14 protein-coding genes are annotated in these 16,561 nt (G+C 70.8%); 13 read left to right on the top strand and 1 reads right to left on the bottom strand.

Annotated elements, in window-relative coordinates:
* Positions 1–240 precede the first annotated feature (240 nt).
* The gene (locus ABZ646_RS05060; RefSeq protein WP_360513061.1) at positions 241–789 is read right to left on the bottom strand and encodes a carbonic anhydrase; all 549 of its coding nucleotides are present in this window, start codon (positions 787–789) and stop codon (positions 241–243) included.
* Positions 790–1,144: 355 nt separating this feature from the next.
* On the opposite strand from ABZ646_RS05060, the gene rsmH reads away from it, so the two are divergent.
* The 13 genes from rsmH to ABZ646_RS04995 form a co-directional block, all read left to right on the top strand.
* Positions 1,145–2,101 carry a 16S rRNA (cytosine(1402)-N(4))-methyltransferase RsmH gene (rsmH, locus tag ABZ646_RS05055; RefSeq protein WP_360513059.1) on the top strand — a complete coding sequence of 319 codons (957 nt, stop codon included), beginning with the start codon at positions 1,145–1,147 and terminating at the stop codon, positions 2,099–2,101.
* A gap of 42 nt (positions 2,102–2,143) precedes the next feature.
* Positions 2,144–2,725 carry a septum formation initiator family protein gene (locus ABZ646_RS05050; RefSeq protein ID WP_360513057.1) on the top strand — a complete coding sequence of 194 codons (582 nt, stop codon included), beginning with the start codon at positions 2,144–2,146 and terminating at the stop codon, positions 2,723–2,725.
* A gap of 5 nt (positions 2,726–2,730) precedes the next feature.
* Complete coding sequence (locus ABZ646_RS05045) at positions 2,731–4,710, top strand: penicillin-binding protein 2 (RefSeq protein ID WP_360513055.1); 1,980 nt, start codon at positions 2,731–2,733, stop codon at positions 4,708–4,710.
* Positions 4,711–4,752: 42 nt separating this feature from the next.
* Positions 4,753–6,417 (top strand): UDP-N-acetylmuramoyl-L-alanyl-D-glutamate--2,6-diaminopimelate ligase, encoded by a 1,665-nt coding sequence (locus ABZ646_RS05040; RefSeq protein WP_360513053.1) that lies wholly within the window; start codon positions 4,753–4,755, stop codon positions 6,415–6,417.
* A gap of 28 nt (positions 6,418–6,445) precedes the next feature.
* Entirely contained in the window at positions 6,446–7,873 is a 1,428-nt protein-coding gene (gene murF / locus ABZ646_RS05035) for a UDP-N-acetylmuramoyl-tripeptide--D-alanyl-D-alanine ligase (protein ID WP_360513051.1), read from the top strand.
* Positions 7,873–8,943: a phospho-N-acetylmuramoyl-pentapeptide-transferase gene (mraY, locus tag ABZ646_RS05030; RefSeq protein WP_360513094.1), complete on the top strand. Its 1,071-nt coding sequence runs from the start codon at positions 7,873–7,875 to the stop codon at positions 8,941–8,943. The genes murF and mraY overlap by 1 nt, the downstream gene beginning before the upstream one ends.
* Positions 8,925–10,358, top strand: coding sequence for a UDP-N-acetylmuramoyl-L-alanine--D-glutamate ligase (gene murD / locus ABZ646_RS05025; protein ID WP_360513049.1), 1,434 nt, complete (start codon positions 8,925–8,927; stop codon positions 10,356–10,358). The genes mraY and murD overlap by 19 nt, the downstream gene beginning before the upstream one ends.
* 66 nt (positions 10,359–10,424) lie before the next feature.
* Positions 10,425–11,780: a putative lipid II flippase FtsW gene (gene ftsW, locus ABZ646_RS05020; RefSeq protein ID WP_360513047.1), complete on the top strand. Its 1,356-nt coding sequence runs from the start codon at positions 10,425–10,427 to the stop codon at positions 11,778–11,780.
* Between the two features lie 6 nt (positions 11,781–11,786).
* Positions 11,787–12,875 carry an undecaprenyldiphospho-muramoylpentapeptide beta-N-acetylglucosaminyltransferase gene (murG, locus tag ABZ646_RS05015; protein ID WP_360513045.1) on the top strand — a complete coding sequence of 363 codons (1,089 nt, stop codon included), beginning with the start codon at positions 11,787–11,789 and terminating at the stop codon, positions 12,873–12,875.
* Positions 12,876–12,904: 29 nt separating this feature from the next.
* Positions 12,905–13,699 (top strand): FtsQ-type POTRA domain-containing protein, encoded by a 795-nt coding sequence (locus ABZ646_RS05010; protein WP_360513043.1) that lies wholly within the window; start codon positions 12,905–12,907, stop codon positions 13,697–13,699.
* A gap of 279 nt (positions 13,700–13,978) precedes the next feature.
* Positions 13,979–15,175 (top strand): cell division protein FtsZ, encoded by a 1,197-nt coding sequence (gene ftsZ / locus ABZ646_RS05005; protein WP_360513041.1) that lies wholly within the window; start codon positions 13,979–13,981, stop codon positions 15,173–15,175.
* A gap of 10 nt (positions 15,176–15,185) precedes the next feature.
* Positions 15,186–15,914 (top strand): peptidoglycan editing factor PgeF, encoded by a 729-nt coding sequence (pgeF, locus tag ABZ646_RS05000; protein ID WP_360513039.1) that lies wholly within the window; start codon positions 15,186–15,188, stop codon positions 15,912–15,914.
* Positions 15,915–15,920: 6 nt separating this feature from the next.
* Positions 15,921–16,561, top strand: a 641-nt coding sequence (locus ABZ646_RS04995; RefSeq protein WP_360513037.1) for a YggS family pyridoxal phosphate-dependent enzyme, incomplete at its 3' end; no start/stop codon positions are given.

The raw sequence follows: 16,561 nt of genomic DNA, 5'->3' as shown, positions 1-16,561 counted from the left end.
TCACGGACACCGCGCGTGAATGGTTCCGCGTGACGTCCCACACCGCATTCTTGCTGCCGTTACCGATTCGTGTCACTCGCCTGTGGACAACTGCCCGCACTATGTCGGTCTTACGGCTTTTCGGCCGTCTATTCGACAGCGGGCCGACAGGTTTCGGGGGGCGTTCCGGGGTGGACGGGAGGCGCGACGGGGGCCGGGGGCCGTTCCGTCGCGCCGGAGGAACGTGGTGCACCGCGGCGGTCAGGCCGGGTCGACCTCGCGGAGCAGGCCCGTGCGGACGTCGAAGACGAAGCCGCGCACGTCGTCGGTGTGCAGCAGGAACGGCGAGGTGCGCACGCGCTGCATGGACTGCCGTACGTCCTGGTCGACGTCCCGGAAGGACTCCACCGCCCACGCCGGACGCTGGCCGACCTCCATCTCCAGTTCGGAGCGGAACTCCTCGGTGATGGACTCCAGGCCGCAGTTGGTGTGGTGGATGAGGACGATGCTGCGGGTGCCGAGCTTGCGCTGGCTGATGGTGAGGGAGCGGATCACGTCATCGGTGACCACACCGCCGGCGTTGCGGATGGTGTGACAGTCGCCGAGCTGCAGCCCGAGGGCCTTGTGCAGGTCGATGCGCGCGTCCATACAGGACACCACGGCCACGTGCAGCACGGGGCGGGCGTCCATGCCGGGGTCGGTGAAGGCGTCGGCATAGGTGCGGTTGGCGTCGACCAGGCGATCGGTCACGGTGTCGCCGGTGGTTATGGCGCCTTCGGATCCAGTGGGAACTGCTGCGGAAGTCGTCATAGTCACGACGTTACTGGTCACGCGTGGTCACGGCCTCCTGTGAGAGGGGACAAAGAACGCCATCGTGGCTTGTTGTGAGCCACCCCACAGGGAGGGCAAACCGGGTCCGTACGAGTGATTCCGTATCAATCGGGGGTCCCTCCGGCATGCCGTACGCGCCGCGCAGGCCGGTTGATTGACCGGGCGACACGGTGGACTAAAGTGACGCGAAGCGGGAGGCGAGGCTCTCCCCGCTGGTGAAATCCCCTGGAGACCCCGGCACGGCGTCCGGGCCGTCTCCCCACGTGCGCGGCGCGCGTACCGAGCGGGCGGGGACCCGGCGGTGCGTCCCCCGCGCCGGAACTGAGAGGCCCTCTTGAGCCAAAGTCGACACGTCCCGGTGATGCTCCAGCGGTGTCTGGACCTGCTGGCACCCGCCCTGGAGGCGCCGGGCAGCGTGGTCGTCGACTGCACCCTCGGCCTCGGCGGGCACAGCGAGGCGCTGCTGACCCGCTTCCCCGAGGCCCGCCTGGTCGCCCTGGACCGTGACACGGAGGCGCTGCGCCTGTCCGGTGAGCGGCTCGCCCCCTTCGGCGACCGCGCCACCCTGGTGCACGCCGTCTACGACGAGCTGCCCGACGTGCTCGAAAGCCTGCGCATCCCGCGCGTGCAGGGCGTCCTCTTCGACCTCGGTGTCTCCTCCATGCAGCTCGACGAGGCCGGCCGCGGCTTCGCCTACGCCCAGGACGCCCCGCTGGACATGCGGATGGACCAGACCACCGGCATCAGCGCCGCCGAGGTCCTCAACACCTACCCGGCCGGTGATCTCGTCCGCATCCTGTTCCAGTACGGCGAGGAGAAGCAGGCCAAGCGGATCGTGTCGGCGATCGTCAGGGAGCGTGAGAAGGAGCCGTTCAGCAACAGCGCCCGGCTCGTCGAGCTGATCCGGGACGCGCTGCCGCAGGCCGCCAAGCGCACCGGCGGCAACCCGGCCAAGCGCACCTTCCAGGCGCTGCGCATCGAGGTCAACGGTGAACTGGCCGTGCTGGAACGCGCGGTACCGGCCGCCGTCGAGGCCCTCGCGGTCGGCGGACGGATCGCCGTGCTGTCGTACCACTCGCTCGAAGACCGCCTGGTCAAACACGTGTTCGCGGCCGGCGCCGCCTCCACCGCGCCGCCCGGCCTTCCGGTGGTGCCCGAGCAGTACCAGCCCCGGCTCAAGCTGCTCACGCGCGGTGCCGAACTTCCCACCGAGGAAGAGGTCGCCGAGAACCGCCGGGCCGCGCCCGCGCGTCTTCGTGGCGCCCAGCGCATCAGGGAGTCCATTGAATGAGCGGCGTGAGCGAGCGGGGTTCCCGGACCCTCCGGAGGACACGTGAGTAGGAAACCCGAGCTGAGGGGGCGGGCCGCCCGCCTCGCCCGGCTCTTTCCGGCCGGCCGGGGGCCCCGGGCCGCCCGCACCCCGTTCGTGCTGCTCGTCGTCCTGCTCCTCGGCGGCGGTCTGATCGGCCTGCTGGTGCTGAACTCGGCGCTCAGCGAGGGCTCGTTCAAACTCGACGACCTGCAGAAGCAGACCAAGAACCTCACTGACGAGGAACAGGCCCTGCAACGGGACATCGACGCCTACTCGGCCCCTGACGCGCTCCAGCGCCGGGCCCGCGAGCTGGGCATGGTGCCCGGCGGCGACCCGGTCTTCCTCGACCCGGACGGCACGGTGAAGGGCGTTCCGAGCCCCGCCGCCCTGCTCCAGGGTGCCGACGGCGCCCCTGCGCCGCCCGCCCCCGAGTCGCTCGCCACGCAGGTCCCGGCCGGCCCCGGCCAGAGCCCGGCCGGGCCGTCCACGGCCGCGACCGACGCCCCCGTACCGTCCACGGCCGCGGCCGATGCCTCCGCGCCGGTGACGCCCGGCCCGCCCCCCACGCCCGTGACCACCCCGACCCCGACCTCCGGCAGGTGACGGAAGTGTCCGACAGGGAACCGCGCCGCCGTGTGCCCGGCCCCGCCAAGCCGCCCCGCCCCCGGGACCCCCGCGACCCCAGGGGCGCGGTCCGGCGGCAGCCCGGCCCCGGTGCCCGCCCGGTACGCCGCCCGAGCGCGGCCCGCTCCCCGGCCCAGCGCCCGCTGCGCCTCGGCAGCCCCCGCCCCCGGCTGCGCATGGTCGGCCTCGCCCTGACCCTGGTCATGCTCGTCTTCGCCGGCCGCCTGCTCCAGGTCCAGGCCGTCGACGCCAGCGCCTACGCCGCCAAGGCCGAGCTGAACCGGTACGTCGTGCACACCCTGGCCGCCGAGCGCGGCGGGATCACCGACCGCAACGGCGTGGCGCTGGCGATCAGCGAGGACGCGTACGACATCACCGCGGACCCCACGATGTTCACCAGCAAGCAGCTCAAGGTGGACGACGGCCCCGAGCAGGCCGCCGCGCTGCTCGCCCCCATCCTGGGCAAGAACCAGGCCGCCCTCGTCAAGCTGCTGCGGCCGGAGAACAGGGAACTGCGTTACGTACGGCTCGCCACCCGGCAGACCCCGCAGGTCTGGAAGCAGATCAAGGACCTGAAGGCCGCGCTCACCACCAAGGCGGCGACCGACAACAACACCGTCAACGTGCTGGCCGGTGTCTTCGCCGACCCCAGCAGCCAGCGGGTGTACCCGAACGGCGATCTGGCCGCCGGGATACTGGGCTGGGTCAACGCCGACGGCAAGGGCGGCGGCGGTATCGAGCAGAAGCTCGACAAGGAGCTGACCGGCAAGGACGGCAAGATCCGCTACGCCCAGTCCGGCGGCCGTGAGGTGCCCACCGTGGCCTCCACCGAGACGCCCGCGGTGCCCGGCACCGACGTGGAGCTCACCATCGACCGCGACATCCAGTGGGCCGCGCAGAACGCCATCACCGACCAGGTCAAGAAGTCCAAGGCGGACCGCGGCTACGTGGTCGTCCAGGACACCCGTACCGGCCAGATCCTGGCCATGGCCGACTCGCCCGGCTTCGACCCGAACGACCTGTCCACGGCCGACGCCGAGGCGATGGGCAACGCGGCCCTCCAGGACGCCTACGAGCCCGGCTCCACCGCCAAGGTCATGTCGATGGCGGCCGTCCTGGAGCGGAACGTCGCGACCCCGCTCACCCACGTGGTGGTGCCCAACCGGCTGCACCGCGGCGACCGGCTCTTCAAGGACGACGTCGACCACGACACCTGGTACCTCACGCTCAACGGCGTGCTCGCCAAGTCCAGCAACATCGGCACCATCCTCGCCGCCGGCCAGCTCGGCAGGACCCAGGAGCAGTCCAACCAGGTCCTCTACACGTACCTGCGCAAGTTCGGCATCGGCAGCTACTCCGGACTCGGCTTCCCCGGCGAGACCAAGGGCATCCTGGCCGCCCCGGACAAGTGGTCGACGTCCCAGCAGTACACGATCCCTTTCGGCCAGGGCTTCTCCATCAACGCCATGCAGGCGGCCTCCGTGTACTCGACGATCGCCAACGGCGGGGTCCGCGTCGATCCGACCCTGATCCGCGGCACCAAGGGCGCCGACGGCCGCTTCACACCGGCCGCACAGCCCAAGAAGACCCGCGTGGTCAGCGCGAAGACCGCCAGGACCCTGGCCGACATGCTGGAGTCGGTCGTCGACGACGAGCAGGGCACCGGAGCCAAGGCGGCCATCCCCGGCTACAACGTGGCCGGCAAGACCGGTACCGCCAACCGAGTGGATCCGGCCACCGGCAGGTACCGCGGCTACACCTCGTCGTTCGCCGGGTTCGCCCCGGCGGACAAGCCCCGGATCACCGTCTACTGCGCCATCCAGAACGCCACCGCCGGCAGCTACTTCGGCGGCCAGATCTGCGGCCCGATCTACAAGCAGGTGATGGAGTTCGCCCTCAAGACCCTCCAGATCCCGCCGACCGGCGCCAGGGCGGCGAACCTGCCCGTCGACTACAAGCCCTGATCAGCGCCGCAGCACCGCGCACGACCCACCAGGAACGAGCCCGTGACAACGATCACCCCCGATCCCGGCAACCACGGCGCCCCGCGCCCCTCACTTCGCCCCGGAGCGGGTGCGCCCGGTACGCTCACCGCCGTGCCACACGCTGATCAGTCCCAAACCACCCAGAAGGGCGCTTCCGTGACATATCCGGGGCCGCCACGACCGGTTCAGAACTCCGCCACACCCCTCGCGGAGCTCGCCGATCAGCTGGGTGCCGCCGTCCCGGATCCCGCCTACGACACCGTGGAGGTCACGGGCATCACCCATGACTCACGCGCGGTGCGCCCAGGCGACCTGTACGCCGCCCTGCCGGGTGCCCGCGCGCACGGCGCCGACTTCGTCACCCAGGCCGCCGGCCTCGGCGCGGTCGCCGTCCTGGTGGACCCGACGGGTGCCGAACGGGCCGCCGCGACCGGCCTGCCGGTCCTGGTCGTCGACGACCCGCGCGCGCGGATGGGCGAGCTCGCGGCCACCATCTACGGCCGTCCGGGACGCGACCTGCTCCAGATCGGCATCACCGGCACCTCGGGCAAGACCACCACGGCCTACCTGGTCGAGGGTGGCCTGAAGTCGGCCCGCACCACCGGACTCATCGGCACGGTCGAGATGCGCATCGGCGACGAGCGCATCAAGTCCGAGCGCACCACCCCCGAGGCCACCGACCTCCAGGCGCTGTTCGCCGTCATGCGCGAGCGCGGGGTCGAGGCGGTCGCCATGGAGGTCTCCAGCCATGCCCTGGTCCTCGGCCGGGTCGACGGCTGCGTCTTCGACATCGCCGTCTTCACCAACCTGAGCCCGGAACACATGGAGTTCCACTCCGGCATGGAGGACTACTTCCAGGCCAAGGCGCAGCTGTTCACCCCGCAGCGCAGCAGGCGGGGTGTGGTCAACGTCGACGACGAGTACGGCCGCCGGCTCGCCCGGGAGGCCACCGTCCCGGTCGTCACCTACTCCGCCGAGGGCCACCCGGACGCCGACTGGCGGGCCACCGACGTCCACATCGGCCCGCTCGACTCCACGTTCACGGTCGTCGGGCCCGAGGGCGTCCGGATCGCCGCCAAGTCGCCGCTGCCGGGCCCCTTCAACGTGGCGAACACCCTCGCCGCGATCGTCGCCCTCGCCGCCGCGGGACTCGAACCGCAGACCGCCGCCGACGGCGTCGCCGCCGTACCGGGGGTGCCGGGCCGGCTGGAGCGCGTGGACGCCGGACAGCCCTACCTCGCGGTCGTCGACTACGCCCACAAGACCGACGCCGTCGAGTCCGTCCTCAGAGCCCTGCGCAAGGTCACCAAGGGCCGGCTGCTCATCGTCCTCGGCTGCGGCGGCGACCGCGACCGGACCAAACGGGGCCCGATGGGCGCCGCCGCGGCCCGGCTCGCCGACACGGCCGTACTCACCTCCGACAACCCCCGCTCCGAGGACCCCCTCGCCATCCTCGCGACCATGCTCGAAGGCGCCGCCGGGGTGCCCGCCCACGAGCGCGGCGAGGTGCTGCTCTTCGAGGAGCGGGCCGCCGCGATCGAGGCCGCCGTCGCCCGCGCGCACCCCGGCGACACCGTGCTGGTCGCGGGCAAGGGCCATGAGCAGGGCCAGGACATCGCCGGCGTGATCCGTCCCTTCGACGACCGCCAGGTGCTCCGCGAAGCCATCCGGAAAACCCAGGGATGAAAATCCAGAAGACCCAGGGGATGAACTTGTGATCGCCCTCTCTCTCGCCGAGATCGCAGCAGTCGTCGGCGGGCAGACGCATGACATACCGGATCCGTCCGTCCAGGTCACCGGGGAGGTCGTCCGGGACTCCCGGGAGGCCGGACCGGGCAGTCTGTTCGCCGCCTTCGTGGGCGAGCGCGTGGACGGCCACGACTTCGCGGCGCAGGTCGTCGCGCGGGGCGCGGTCGCCGTACTGGCGTCGCGTCCCGTCGGCGTGCCCGCGATCGTCGTGGACGACGTCCAGACCGCCCTCGGCGCCCTCGCCCGCCATGTCGTACGACGGCTCGGCGCGACCCTCGTGGCCCTCACCGGCTCGGCCGGCAAGACCAGCACCAAGGACCTCATCGCCCAGGTGCTGCGCACCAAGGCGCCGACCGTGTTCACGCCCGGCTCGTTCAACAACGAGATCGGGCTGCCGCTGACCGCCCTGTCCGCCACCGCGGAAACCCGGTTCCTGGTACTGGAGATGGGCGCCCGCGGCATCGGGCACATCCGCTACCTGACGGATCTGACGCCCCCGCGGATCGGCCTGGTCCTCAACGTCGGCACCGCCCACATCGGCGAGTTCGGCGGCCGGGAGCAGATCGCCCAGGCGAAGGGCGAGTTGGTGGAGGCGCTCCCGTCGGCCGACGACGGCGGCGCCGCGATCCTCAACGCCGACGACCCGTTGGTCCGGGCCATGGCCTCCCGTACCAAGGCGAAGGTGGTCCTTTTCGGAGAGTCGGCCGAAGCGGACGTACGGGCCGAGAACGTACGACTCACGGACACGGGACAGCCCGCGTTCAGCCTTCACACACCCTCCGGTGCAAGCGATGTGACCATGCGCCTGTACGGTGAGCATCACGTGTCGAACGCGCTCGCCGCGGCCGCCGTCGCCCATGAGCTGGGCATGTCCGTGGATGAGATCGCCACCGCGCTCTCCGAGGCGGGCTCCCTCTCCCGCTGGCGTATGGAGGTCACCGAGCGCCCGGACGGCGTGACCATCGTCAACGACGCCTACAACGCCAACCCCGAGTCCATGCGAGCCGCGCTGCGCGCGCTCGCGGCCATGGGCACAGCCGCACAGGCAAAGGGGGGACGCACGTGGGCGGTGCTCGGCAAGATGGCCGAGCTCGGGGACGAGGCGCTCGCCGAGCACGACGCGGTCGGACGGCTCGCCGTCCGGCTCAATGTCGGCAAGCTCGTCGCCGTCGGGGGAGTGGAAGCCTCCTGGCTGCAACTGGGCGCATATAACGAGGGTTCGTGGGGTGAGGAGTCGGTGCACGTGTCCGACGCACAGGCGGCTGTCGACCTGTTGCGCAGCGAGTTGCGCCCGGGGGACGTCGTACTCGTGAAGGCGTCGCGTTCGGTGGGCCTGGAGAGCGTTGCGCAGGCGCTCCTGGAGTCCGGTGCCGAGGGTGTTGATGTCCGATGATGAAGCAGATCCTCTTCTCGGGTGTCATCGGTCTCTTCCTGACGCTGATCGGTACCCCGCTGCTGATCAAGCTCCTCGCGCGCAAGGGCTACGGCCAGTACATCCGTGACGACGGCCCGCGCGAGCACGCCAGCAAGCGCGGTACGCCGACGATGGGTGGTATCGCCTTCATCCTGTCGACGGTCGCCGCCTACTTCCTGTCCAAGGTGATCACCGGCTACAGCCCGAGCTACTCGGGTCTGCTGGTGCTCGGCCTGATGTGCGGGATGGGCCTGGTCGGCTTCCTGGACGACTACATCAAGATCGTCAAGCGGCGTTCGCTGGGTCTGCGGGCCAAGGCGAAGATGGCCGGCCAGCTGATCGTCGGCATCTCCTTCGCGGTGCTCTCGCTGCAGTTCCCGGACTCCATCGGCAACACCCCGGCCTCCACCAAGCTGTCCTTCATCACGGACTTCGGCTGGACCATCGGGCCGGTGCTGTTCGTGGTCTGGGCGCTGTTCATGATCCTCGCGATGTCCAACGGCGTGAACCTGACGGACGGTCTGGACGGTCTCGCCACCGGCGCCTCCGTGCTCGTCTTCGGCGCCTACACGTTCATCGGCGTCTGGCAGTTCCAGGAGTCCTGCGCCAACGCGATGACCCTGACCAACCCCAGCGCCTGCTACACGGTCCGCGATCCGCTGGACCTCGCGGTCATCGCCTCCGCGCTGATGGGCTCCTGCCTCGGCTTCCTGTGGTGGAACACCTCGCCGGCCAAGATCTTCATGGGTGACACCGGTTCGCTCGCGCTCGGCGGTGTCCTCACGGGCCTGGCGATCCTGTCCCGCACGGAACTCCTCGTCGCCATCATGGGCGGCCTGTTCGTCCTCATCACCATGTCGGTCGTCATCCAGGTCGGCTCCTTCCGGCTCACCGGAAAGCGTGTCTTCCGGATGGCGCCACTCCAGCACCACTTCGAACTCAAGGGCTGGTCCGAGGTACTTGTAGTGGTCCGCTTCTGGATCATTCAAGGTGTTTGTGTGATTGTCGGACTCGGTCTCTTCTATGCGGGATGGGCAGCGGCCAAGTGACCTCCTCGGTGTCCCCGGAATTCCAGGGCAAGCACGTCACCGTCGCCGGGCTCGGCGTCTCCGGTGTCCCGGCGGCCAAGGTGCTGCACGCGCGCGGTGCGCTCGTGACGGTCGTCAATGACGGCGACGACGCCCGCGCCCGCGAGCAGGCCGCCGAACTGGAGGCGCTGGGCGTCACGGTACGGCTCGGGGACGGGGCGACCCTGCCGGCGGGCACCGAACTGATCGTCACCGCACCCGGCTGGAAGCCGGACAAGCCGCTGTTCCTCGCGGCCGCCGAGGCGCAGGTCCCCGTCTGGGGCGACGTCGAGCTGGCCTGGCGGCTGCGGGGGCCCGACGCGGCCCCCTGGCTGGCCGTCACCGGCACGAACGGCAAGACCACCACCGTCCAGATGCTGGCGTCGATCCTGAGGGCCGCGGGCCTGCGCACGGCCGCCGTCGGCAACATCGGCGTCTCGCTGCTCGACGCGGTCCTCGGGGACGAGCGGTACGACGTCCTGGCCGTGGAGCTGTCGAGCTATCAGCTGCACTGGGCGCCCTCCCTGCGCGCCCATTCGGCGGCCGTGCTGAACCTCGCCCCCGACCACCTCGACTGGCACGGCTCCATGGAGGCCTACGCCGCCGACAAGGGCCGAATCTACGAGGGCAACCGGGTCGCCTGCGTCTACAACGTCGCCGACAAGCTCACCGAGGACCTGGTCCGCGAGGCCGACGTCGAGGAGGGCTGCCGTGCGATCGGCTTCACCCTCGGCCCCCCGGGGCCGTCCCAAGTCGGCGTCGTGGACGGCATCCTGGTCGACCGCGCCTTCGTCGAGAACCGGCACAAGAACGCCCAGGAGCTGGCCGAGGTCTCCGACGTCAACCCGCCGGCCCCGCACAACATCGCCAACGCCCTTGCCGCGGCGGCCCTCGCGCGCGCCTTCGGGGTGCCCGCCACGGCCGTCCGCGACGGGCTGCGGAGCTTCACCCCGGACGCCCACCGCATCGCGTACGTCGCCGACGTGGGCGGGGTCGCGTACGTCGACGACTCCAAGGCCACCAACACCCACGCGGCCGAAGCCTCTTTGGCGTCATATGAGTCGATCGTATGGATTGCGGGCGGTCTGGCGAAGGGTGCCACCTTCGACGAACTGGTCGCCAAGTCCGCGGCGCGGCTGCGCGGCGTGGTGCTGATCGGCGCCGACCGCGCCCTCATCCGGGAGGCCCTCGCGCGACACGCGCCGGAAGTACCCGTCGTCGACCTCGACCGGACCGACACTGGGGCGATGCTCGCGGCGGTCCAGGAGGCCCGGCGGCTGGCGGTCGAGGGCGACACGGTGCTCCTCGCCCCCGCCTGTGCCTCCATGGACATGTTCGCCAACTACAACCAGCGTGGTGACGCGTTCGCTCAGGCCGTTCGCGAACTCGGCGCCTGACCCGGCCGCCTGCCGGGCGACCTTGGGAGGGACGCGTGCGACGCTCGACGTTCAGCGGAGGCGTTGATGCCCGGTAGCCGCACCGGCCGGCCGCCCGTGCAGCGAGCGGCACGCGGGCCCGCCGCGCCCCGCACGGCCCGCGAGAACCCGCTGCGGCGGTTCCACTCCCGTGCCCACCGGGCCTGGGACCGGCCGCTGACCGCGTACTACCTGATCCTCGGCGGCAGCCTGCTGATCATCGTGCTGGGTCTCGTGATGGTCTACTCGGCCTCCCAGATCACCGCGCTGCAGATGTCCCTGCCGGGTTCGTTCTTCTTCCGCAAACAGTTTCTGGCCGCCTGCATCGGCGGGGTGCTGCTGCTCGTCGCGTCCCGGATGCCGGTGAAGCTGCACCGGGCGCTCGCCTACCCGATCCTCGCCGGTGCCGTCTTCATGATGGCGCTGGTGCAGGTGCCGGGCATAGGGATGTCGGTCAACGGCAACCAGAACTGGATCTCGCTGGGCGGCTCCTTCCAGATCCAGCCCAGTGAGTTCGGCAAGCTCGCCCTGGTGCTGTGGGGCGCCGACCTGATGGCGCGCAAACAGGAGAAGCGGCTGCTGAGCCAGTGGAAGCACATGCTGGTACCGCTGGTCCCGGTCACCTTCCTGCTGCTCGGGCTGATCATGCTCGGCGGCGACATGGGCACCGCGATCATCCTGACCGCCATCCTGTTCGGCGTGCTGTGGCTGGCGGGGGCGCCGACCCGGCTGTTCGCGGGAGTGCTGTCGATCGCGGGCGTGCTCGGCGTGATCCTCATCAAGACCAGCCCCAACCGGATGGCCCGGCTCGCCTGCATCGGCGCCACCGAGCCGAAGACCGGGGTCGCCGACTGCTGGCAGGCGGTGCACGGCATCTACGCCCTGGCCAGCGGCGGTCTCTTCGGCTCCGGACTCGGCGCGAGTGTGGAAAAATGGGGCCAACTGCCAGAAGCCCACACGGACTTCATCTTCGCCGTCACCGGTGAGGAACTGGGTCTGGCGGGGACGCTGTCGGTACTGGCCCTGTTCGCGGCTCTAGGCTATGCGGGTATCCGCGTGGCCGGACGCACGGAGGATCCCTTCGTGAGGTATGCCGCGGGAGGCGTGACCACCTGGATCATCGCCCAGGCAGTGATCAACATCGGTGCGGTGCTCGGCCTGCTGCCGATCGCCGGCGTCCCGCTCCCGCTGTTCTCCTACGGAGGCTCCGCCCTGCTGCCTGCCATGTTCGCCATCGGGCTGCTGATCGCCTTCGCGCGCGACGAGCCCGCTGCGCGGGCGGCGCTTGCGATGCGGCAACCTCGCTTTGGTAGAAAGCGGGGGGCCGGGGGTCCTCGCGGACCTCGGAGATGGAACACGATGCGACGGCGCGCCTCGGCGGCGCGCTCGTCCGGAGAGCGGTGAATTTCGGTGCATGTCGTACTCGCTGGTGGGGGGACCGCCGGCCACATCGAGCCCGCGCTCGCCCTCGCGGACGCCCTGCGCAGGCAGGACCCCACCGTGGGGATCACGGCCCTGGGCACGGAACGCGGCCTGGAGACCAAGCTCGTACCGGAGCGCGGCTACGAGCTGGCGCTGATCCCGGCGGTGCCGCTGCCCCGCAAGCCCACCCCCGAACTGATCACCGTCCCCGGCCGGCTGCGCGGCACCATCAAGGCCGCCGAGCAGATCCTGGAGCGCACCAAGGCGGACTGCGTGGTCGGCTTCGGCGGGTACGTCGCCCTGCCCGGCTATCTGGCCGCCAAGCGCCTCGGGGTGCCGATCGTGATCCACGAGGCCAATGCCCGCCCCGGCCTCGCCAACAAGATCGGCTCCCGGTACGCCGCCAGGGTCGCCGTCTCCACGCCCGACAGCAAGCTGCGTGACGCCCGCTACATCGGCATCCCGCTGCGCCGCTCCATCTCCGTCCTGGACCGGGCCGCCGCCCGCCCCGAGGCCCGCCACCGCTTCGGCCTCGACCCCAACCTGCCCACGCTGCTCGTCTCCGGCGGCTCCCAGGGCGCCCGCCGCCTCAACGAGGTGGTCCAGCAGGTCGCGCCGTGGCTGCAGCAGGCGGGCATCCAGATCCTGCACGCGGTCGGCCCGAAGAACGAACTGCCCCAGGTGCACCAGATGCCGGGGATGCCCCCGTACATCCCGGTAAGTTACCTGGATCGGATGGACCTCGCGTACGCCGCGGCGGACATGATGCTCTGCCGCGCGGGCGCGATGACCGTCGCCGAACTCTCCGCCGTCGGACTCCCGGCCGCGTACGTCCCGCTGCCCATCGGCAACGGCGAACAGCGGTTGAACGCCCAGCCGGTGGTCAAGGCGGGCGGCGGTCTGCTGGTCGACGACGCGGAACTCACCCCGGAGTGGGTGCAGCAGAACGTGCTGCCCGTCCTCGCCGACCCGCACCGGCTTTACGAGATGTCCCGCGCGGCAAGCGAGTTCGGCCGGCGGGACGCCGACGACCTGCTCGTCGGCATGGTGTACGAGGCGATCGCCTCAAGCCGATAGGACCGTATGACGAAAGGCGAGTGAGCAGCGTGGCCGGATCGACCACCGCCGAGCGCGGTGAACGCCAGCAGGAGTCGTCCGGCCCGCCGCCCGCCCGGCTGTTGAGGAAGCGCCGCCTTCGTACGATCGTCATCCTGGCCGCGCTCCTGCTGCTCCTCGGCGGCGGCTCCGTCTGGCTGTTGTACGGCTCCTCGTGGCTACGGGTCCGGCACGTCTCCGTCTCCGGCACGGCCGTTCTGACGCCGGAGCAGGTCCGCGAGGCCGCCGCCGTCCCCGTCGGGGCGCCGATGGTCTCCGTCGACACGGACGGCATCGAGGCCCGGCTGCGCCGAAAGCTGCCCCGGATCGACGAGGTTGACGTCGTCCGCTCCTGGCCGCACGGCATCGGGCTGAAAGTGACTGAGCGAACTCCGGTTCTGCTCATCGCAAAGGGTGGGACGTTCACGGAAGTGGACAAGAAGGGAGTCCGTTTCGCCACGGTGTCACAGGCGCCGGACGGCGCCCCGGCGCTGGACCTGAGTCCCGCCCGGTCGGGCTCGACCATCGCGAGCCTGCGCCGGTTCGGCACCGACCGGCTGGTGCGGGAGGCGGTCGCGATCGCGGGTGACATCCCGGCCGCCGTCCGCAGGGACACCCAGACCCTCAAGGTCCGTTCCTACGACGACATCTCGCTGCTGCTGACCGGTGGCCGGACCGTGCAGTGGGGCAGTGCCGAGAACGGTGCCGCCAAGGCGCGCACGCTCACCGCACTCATGAAAGCAGCTTCCGGCGCACGGCACTTCGACGTGAGCGTTCCCACCGCCCCTGCGTCATCAGCGAGTTGACGCACATCAGCGCAGGCCAGCACCCTGGTTGGGCACTGCTACGGCTGATCACATAGGGTGAAAAGAAAAACGGGAGGTTCGGCGTGTTCGTTGAACGGGCGCCACTTGTCGACTTAGTGTCCTGTTCAGAAGACTCCAGGGAACAGGCACACTGGTAACCCTAAACTTCAGGGTTAGGGTTCGGGTCGGCGCTACGGACCGTCCCATTCGGCATCCGCCGTCCCGCGCGGGACACCGCACGCAGACGGCAACGTTAATTCGAGGCGAGAGGCCTTCGACGTGGCAGCACCGCAGAACTACCTCGCAGTCATCAAGGTCATCGGTGTCGGCGGCGGTGGTGTCAATGCCATCAACCGGATGATCGAGGTCGGCCTCAAGGGCGTCGAGTTCATCGCCATCAACACCGACGCGCAGGCGCTGTTGATGAGCGACGCCGACGTCAAGCTCGACGTCGGCCGTGAACTCACCCGCGGACTCGGCGCCGGCGCCAACCCGGCCGTCGGGCGCAAGGCCGCGGAGGACCACCGCGAGGAGATCGAGGAGGTCCTCAAGGGGGCCGACATGGTCTTCGTCACGGCCGGTGAAGGCGGCGGCACCGGCACCGGCGGCGCGCCCGTCGTGGCCAACATCGCGCGCAATCTCGGCGCCCTCACCATCGGCGTGGTCACCCGCCCCTTCACCTTCGAGGGCCGGCGTCGCGCCAACCAGGCCGAGGACGGCATCGCCGAACTCCGCGAAGAGGTCGACACCCTCATCGTCATCCCGAACGACCGGCTGCTGTCCATCTCGGACCGCCAGGTCTCGGTCCTCGACGCCTTCAAGTCGGCCGACCAGGTCCTGCTCTCCGGTGTCCAGGGCATCACCGACCTCATCACCACCCCCGGCCTGATCAACCTCGACTTCGCCGACGTCAAGTCGGTCATGTCCGAGGCCGGTTCGGCCCTCATGGGGATCGGCTCGGCCCGCGGCGACGACCGCGCGGTGGCCGCCGCCGAGATGGCGATCTCCTCGCCGCTCCTGGAGGCCTCCATCGACGGCGCCCGGGGCGTGCTGCTCTCCATCTCCGGCGGCTCCGACCTTGGCCTGTTCGAGATCAACGAGGCCGCCCAGCTGGTCAGCGAGGCAGCCCACCCCGAGGCCAACATCATCTTCGGCGCGGTCATCGACGACGCCCTCGGCGACGAGGTCCGCGTCACCGTGATCGCGGCCGGCTTCGACGGCGGCCAGCCCCCGGCCCGCCGGGACACCGTCCTCGGCTCGTCCTCGGCCTCCGCCCGCCGCGAGGAGCCCGCTCCGGCGCGGCAGCCCGAGTCCCGCCCCTCCTTCGGCTCGCTCGGCAGCGTGACACCCAAGGAGGAGCCGGAGCCGGCGCCCGAGCCGGTGGCCGACATCCCGGTCGCCCCGCCGGTCCCGCCGTCGCGTTCCTACACGGACAGCGCGGCCGAGGAACTGGACGTACCGGACTTCCTCAAGTGATCCTTACGACGTGACAGGACAGCGTGAGACCGTGAGCGGCGCGCACTTCGCCTTCACCGACAGGTGGGGCGGGGTGAGCGCCGCTCCGTACGAGGAGCTCAACCTGGGCGGGGCGGTCGGCGACGACCCGCAGGCGGTACGGACCAACCGGGAGACCGCCGCCGAGTCGCTCGGCGTGGACCCCGGCCGGGTGGTCTGGATGAACCAGGTCCACGGGAACGACGTGGCCGTCGTGGACGAGCCGTGGGGAGACCGGCCGGTGCCCGAGGTCGACGCGATCGTCACTGCGCGCCGGGGGCTCGCCCTCGCCGTCCTCACCGCCGACTGCACACCGGTCCTGCTCGCCGACCCGGTCGCGGGGATCGCGGCCGCCGCCCACGCGGGCCGGCCCGGGATGGTCGCCGGGGTCGTGCCCGCCGCCGTCCGCGCGATGACCGAACTCGGCGCCGACCCCGCCCGGATCGTCGCCCGCACCGGCCCGGCCGTCTGCGGCCGGTGCTACGAGGTGCCGGAGACCATGCGCGCCGAGGTGGCCGCCGTCGAGCCGGCGGCGCACGCCGAGACCAGCTGGGGCACTCCCGCGGTCGACGTGAGCGCCGGCGTGCACGCACAGCTGGCGCGCGCCGGGGTGCGCGACCGGGTGCAGTCGCCGGTGTGCACGCTGGAGTCGGTGGATCACTTCTCGTACCGCCGTGACCGCACCACCGGGCGGCTCGCGGGCTATGTGTGGCTGGACTGATGGGGCATGACGGACCGTAGGGACGAACTCGCCGAAAACCTGGCGAAAGTGGAGGAGCGCATCGCCGCCGCCTGTGCGGCGGCCGGGCGCAAGCGGGAGGAGGTGACCCTGATCGTGGTCACCAAGACCTATCCCGCGAGCGATGTGCGGATCCTGTCGGAGCTCGGGGTGCGCCAGGTCGCCGAGAACCGCGACCAGGACGCGGCCCCCAAGGCCGCCCAGTGCGCGGATCTGCCCCTGAGTTGGCACTTCGTCGGTCAACTCCAGACGAACAAGGTGCGATCCGTGGTGGGTTACGCGGATCTCGTGCAGTCCGTGGACCGTTCCAGGCTCGTGGACGCGCTGTCCAAGGAGGCGGTGCGGGCCGGGCGCGAGGTGGGGTGCCTGCTCCAGGTCGCGCTCGACGCGGGTGCGAGCGGCAGGGGAGAGCGCGGTGGCGTGGCGCCGGGGGGAATCGAAGAGTTGGCCGACCTGGTCGCCGCCTCGCCGGGGCTGCGGCTCGCCGGACTGATGACCGTCGCTCCGCTGACCGGGGAGTACGCGGGGCGGCAACGGGCGGCGTTCGAGCGGTTGATGGATTTGTCGACTGACCTGCGCCGGGCCCATCCGGCTGCGAACATGGTGTCCGCAGGGATGAGTGCGGACCT

Origin of the sequence: Streptomyces sp. NPDC007162 (assembly GCF_040634175.1) — a bacterium.
In the GTDB taxonomy this organism is placed as follows: Bacteria; Actinomycetota; Actinomycetes; order Streptomycetales; family Streptomycetaceae; genus Streptomyces.
This window is presented reverse-complemented; position numbering and strand designations above follow the sequence as displayed.

Coding starts and splice junctions, on each gene's coding strand:
- ABZ646_RS05060 (WP_360513061.1), bottom strand. CDS start 789: ATGACGACTTCCGCAGCAGTTCCCACTGGATCCGAAGGCGCCATAACC.
- murD (WP_360513049.1), top strand. CDS start 8,925: ATGGGCAGCGGCCAAGTGACCTCCTCGGTGTCCCCGGAATTCCAGGGC.
- ftsW (WP_360513047.1), top strand. CDS start 10,425: ATGCCCGGTAGCCGCACCGGCCGGCCGCCCGTGCAGCGAGCGGCACGC.
- mraY (WP_360513094.1), top strand. CDS start 7,873: ATGAAGCAGATCCTCTTCTCGGGTGTCATCGGTCTCTTCCTGACGCTG.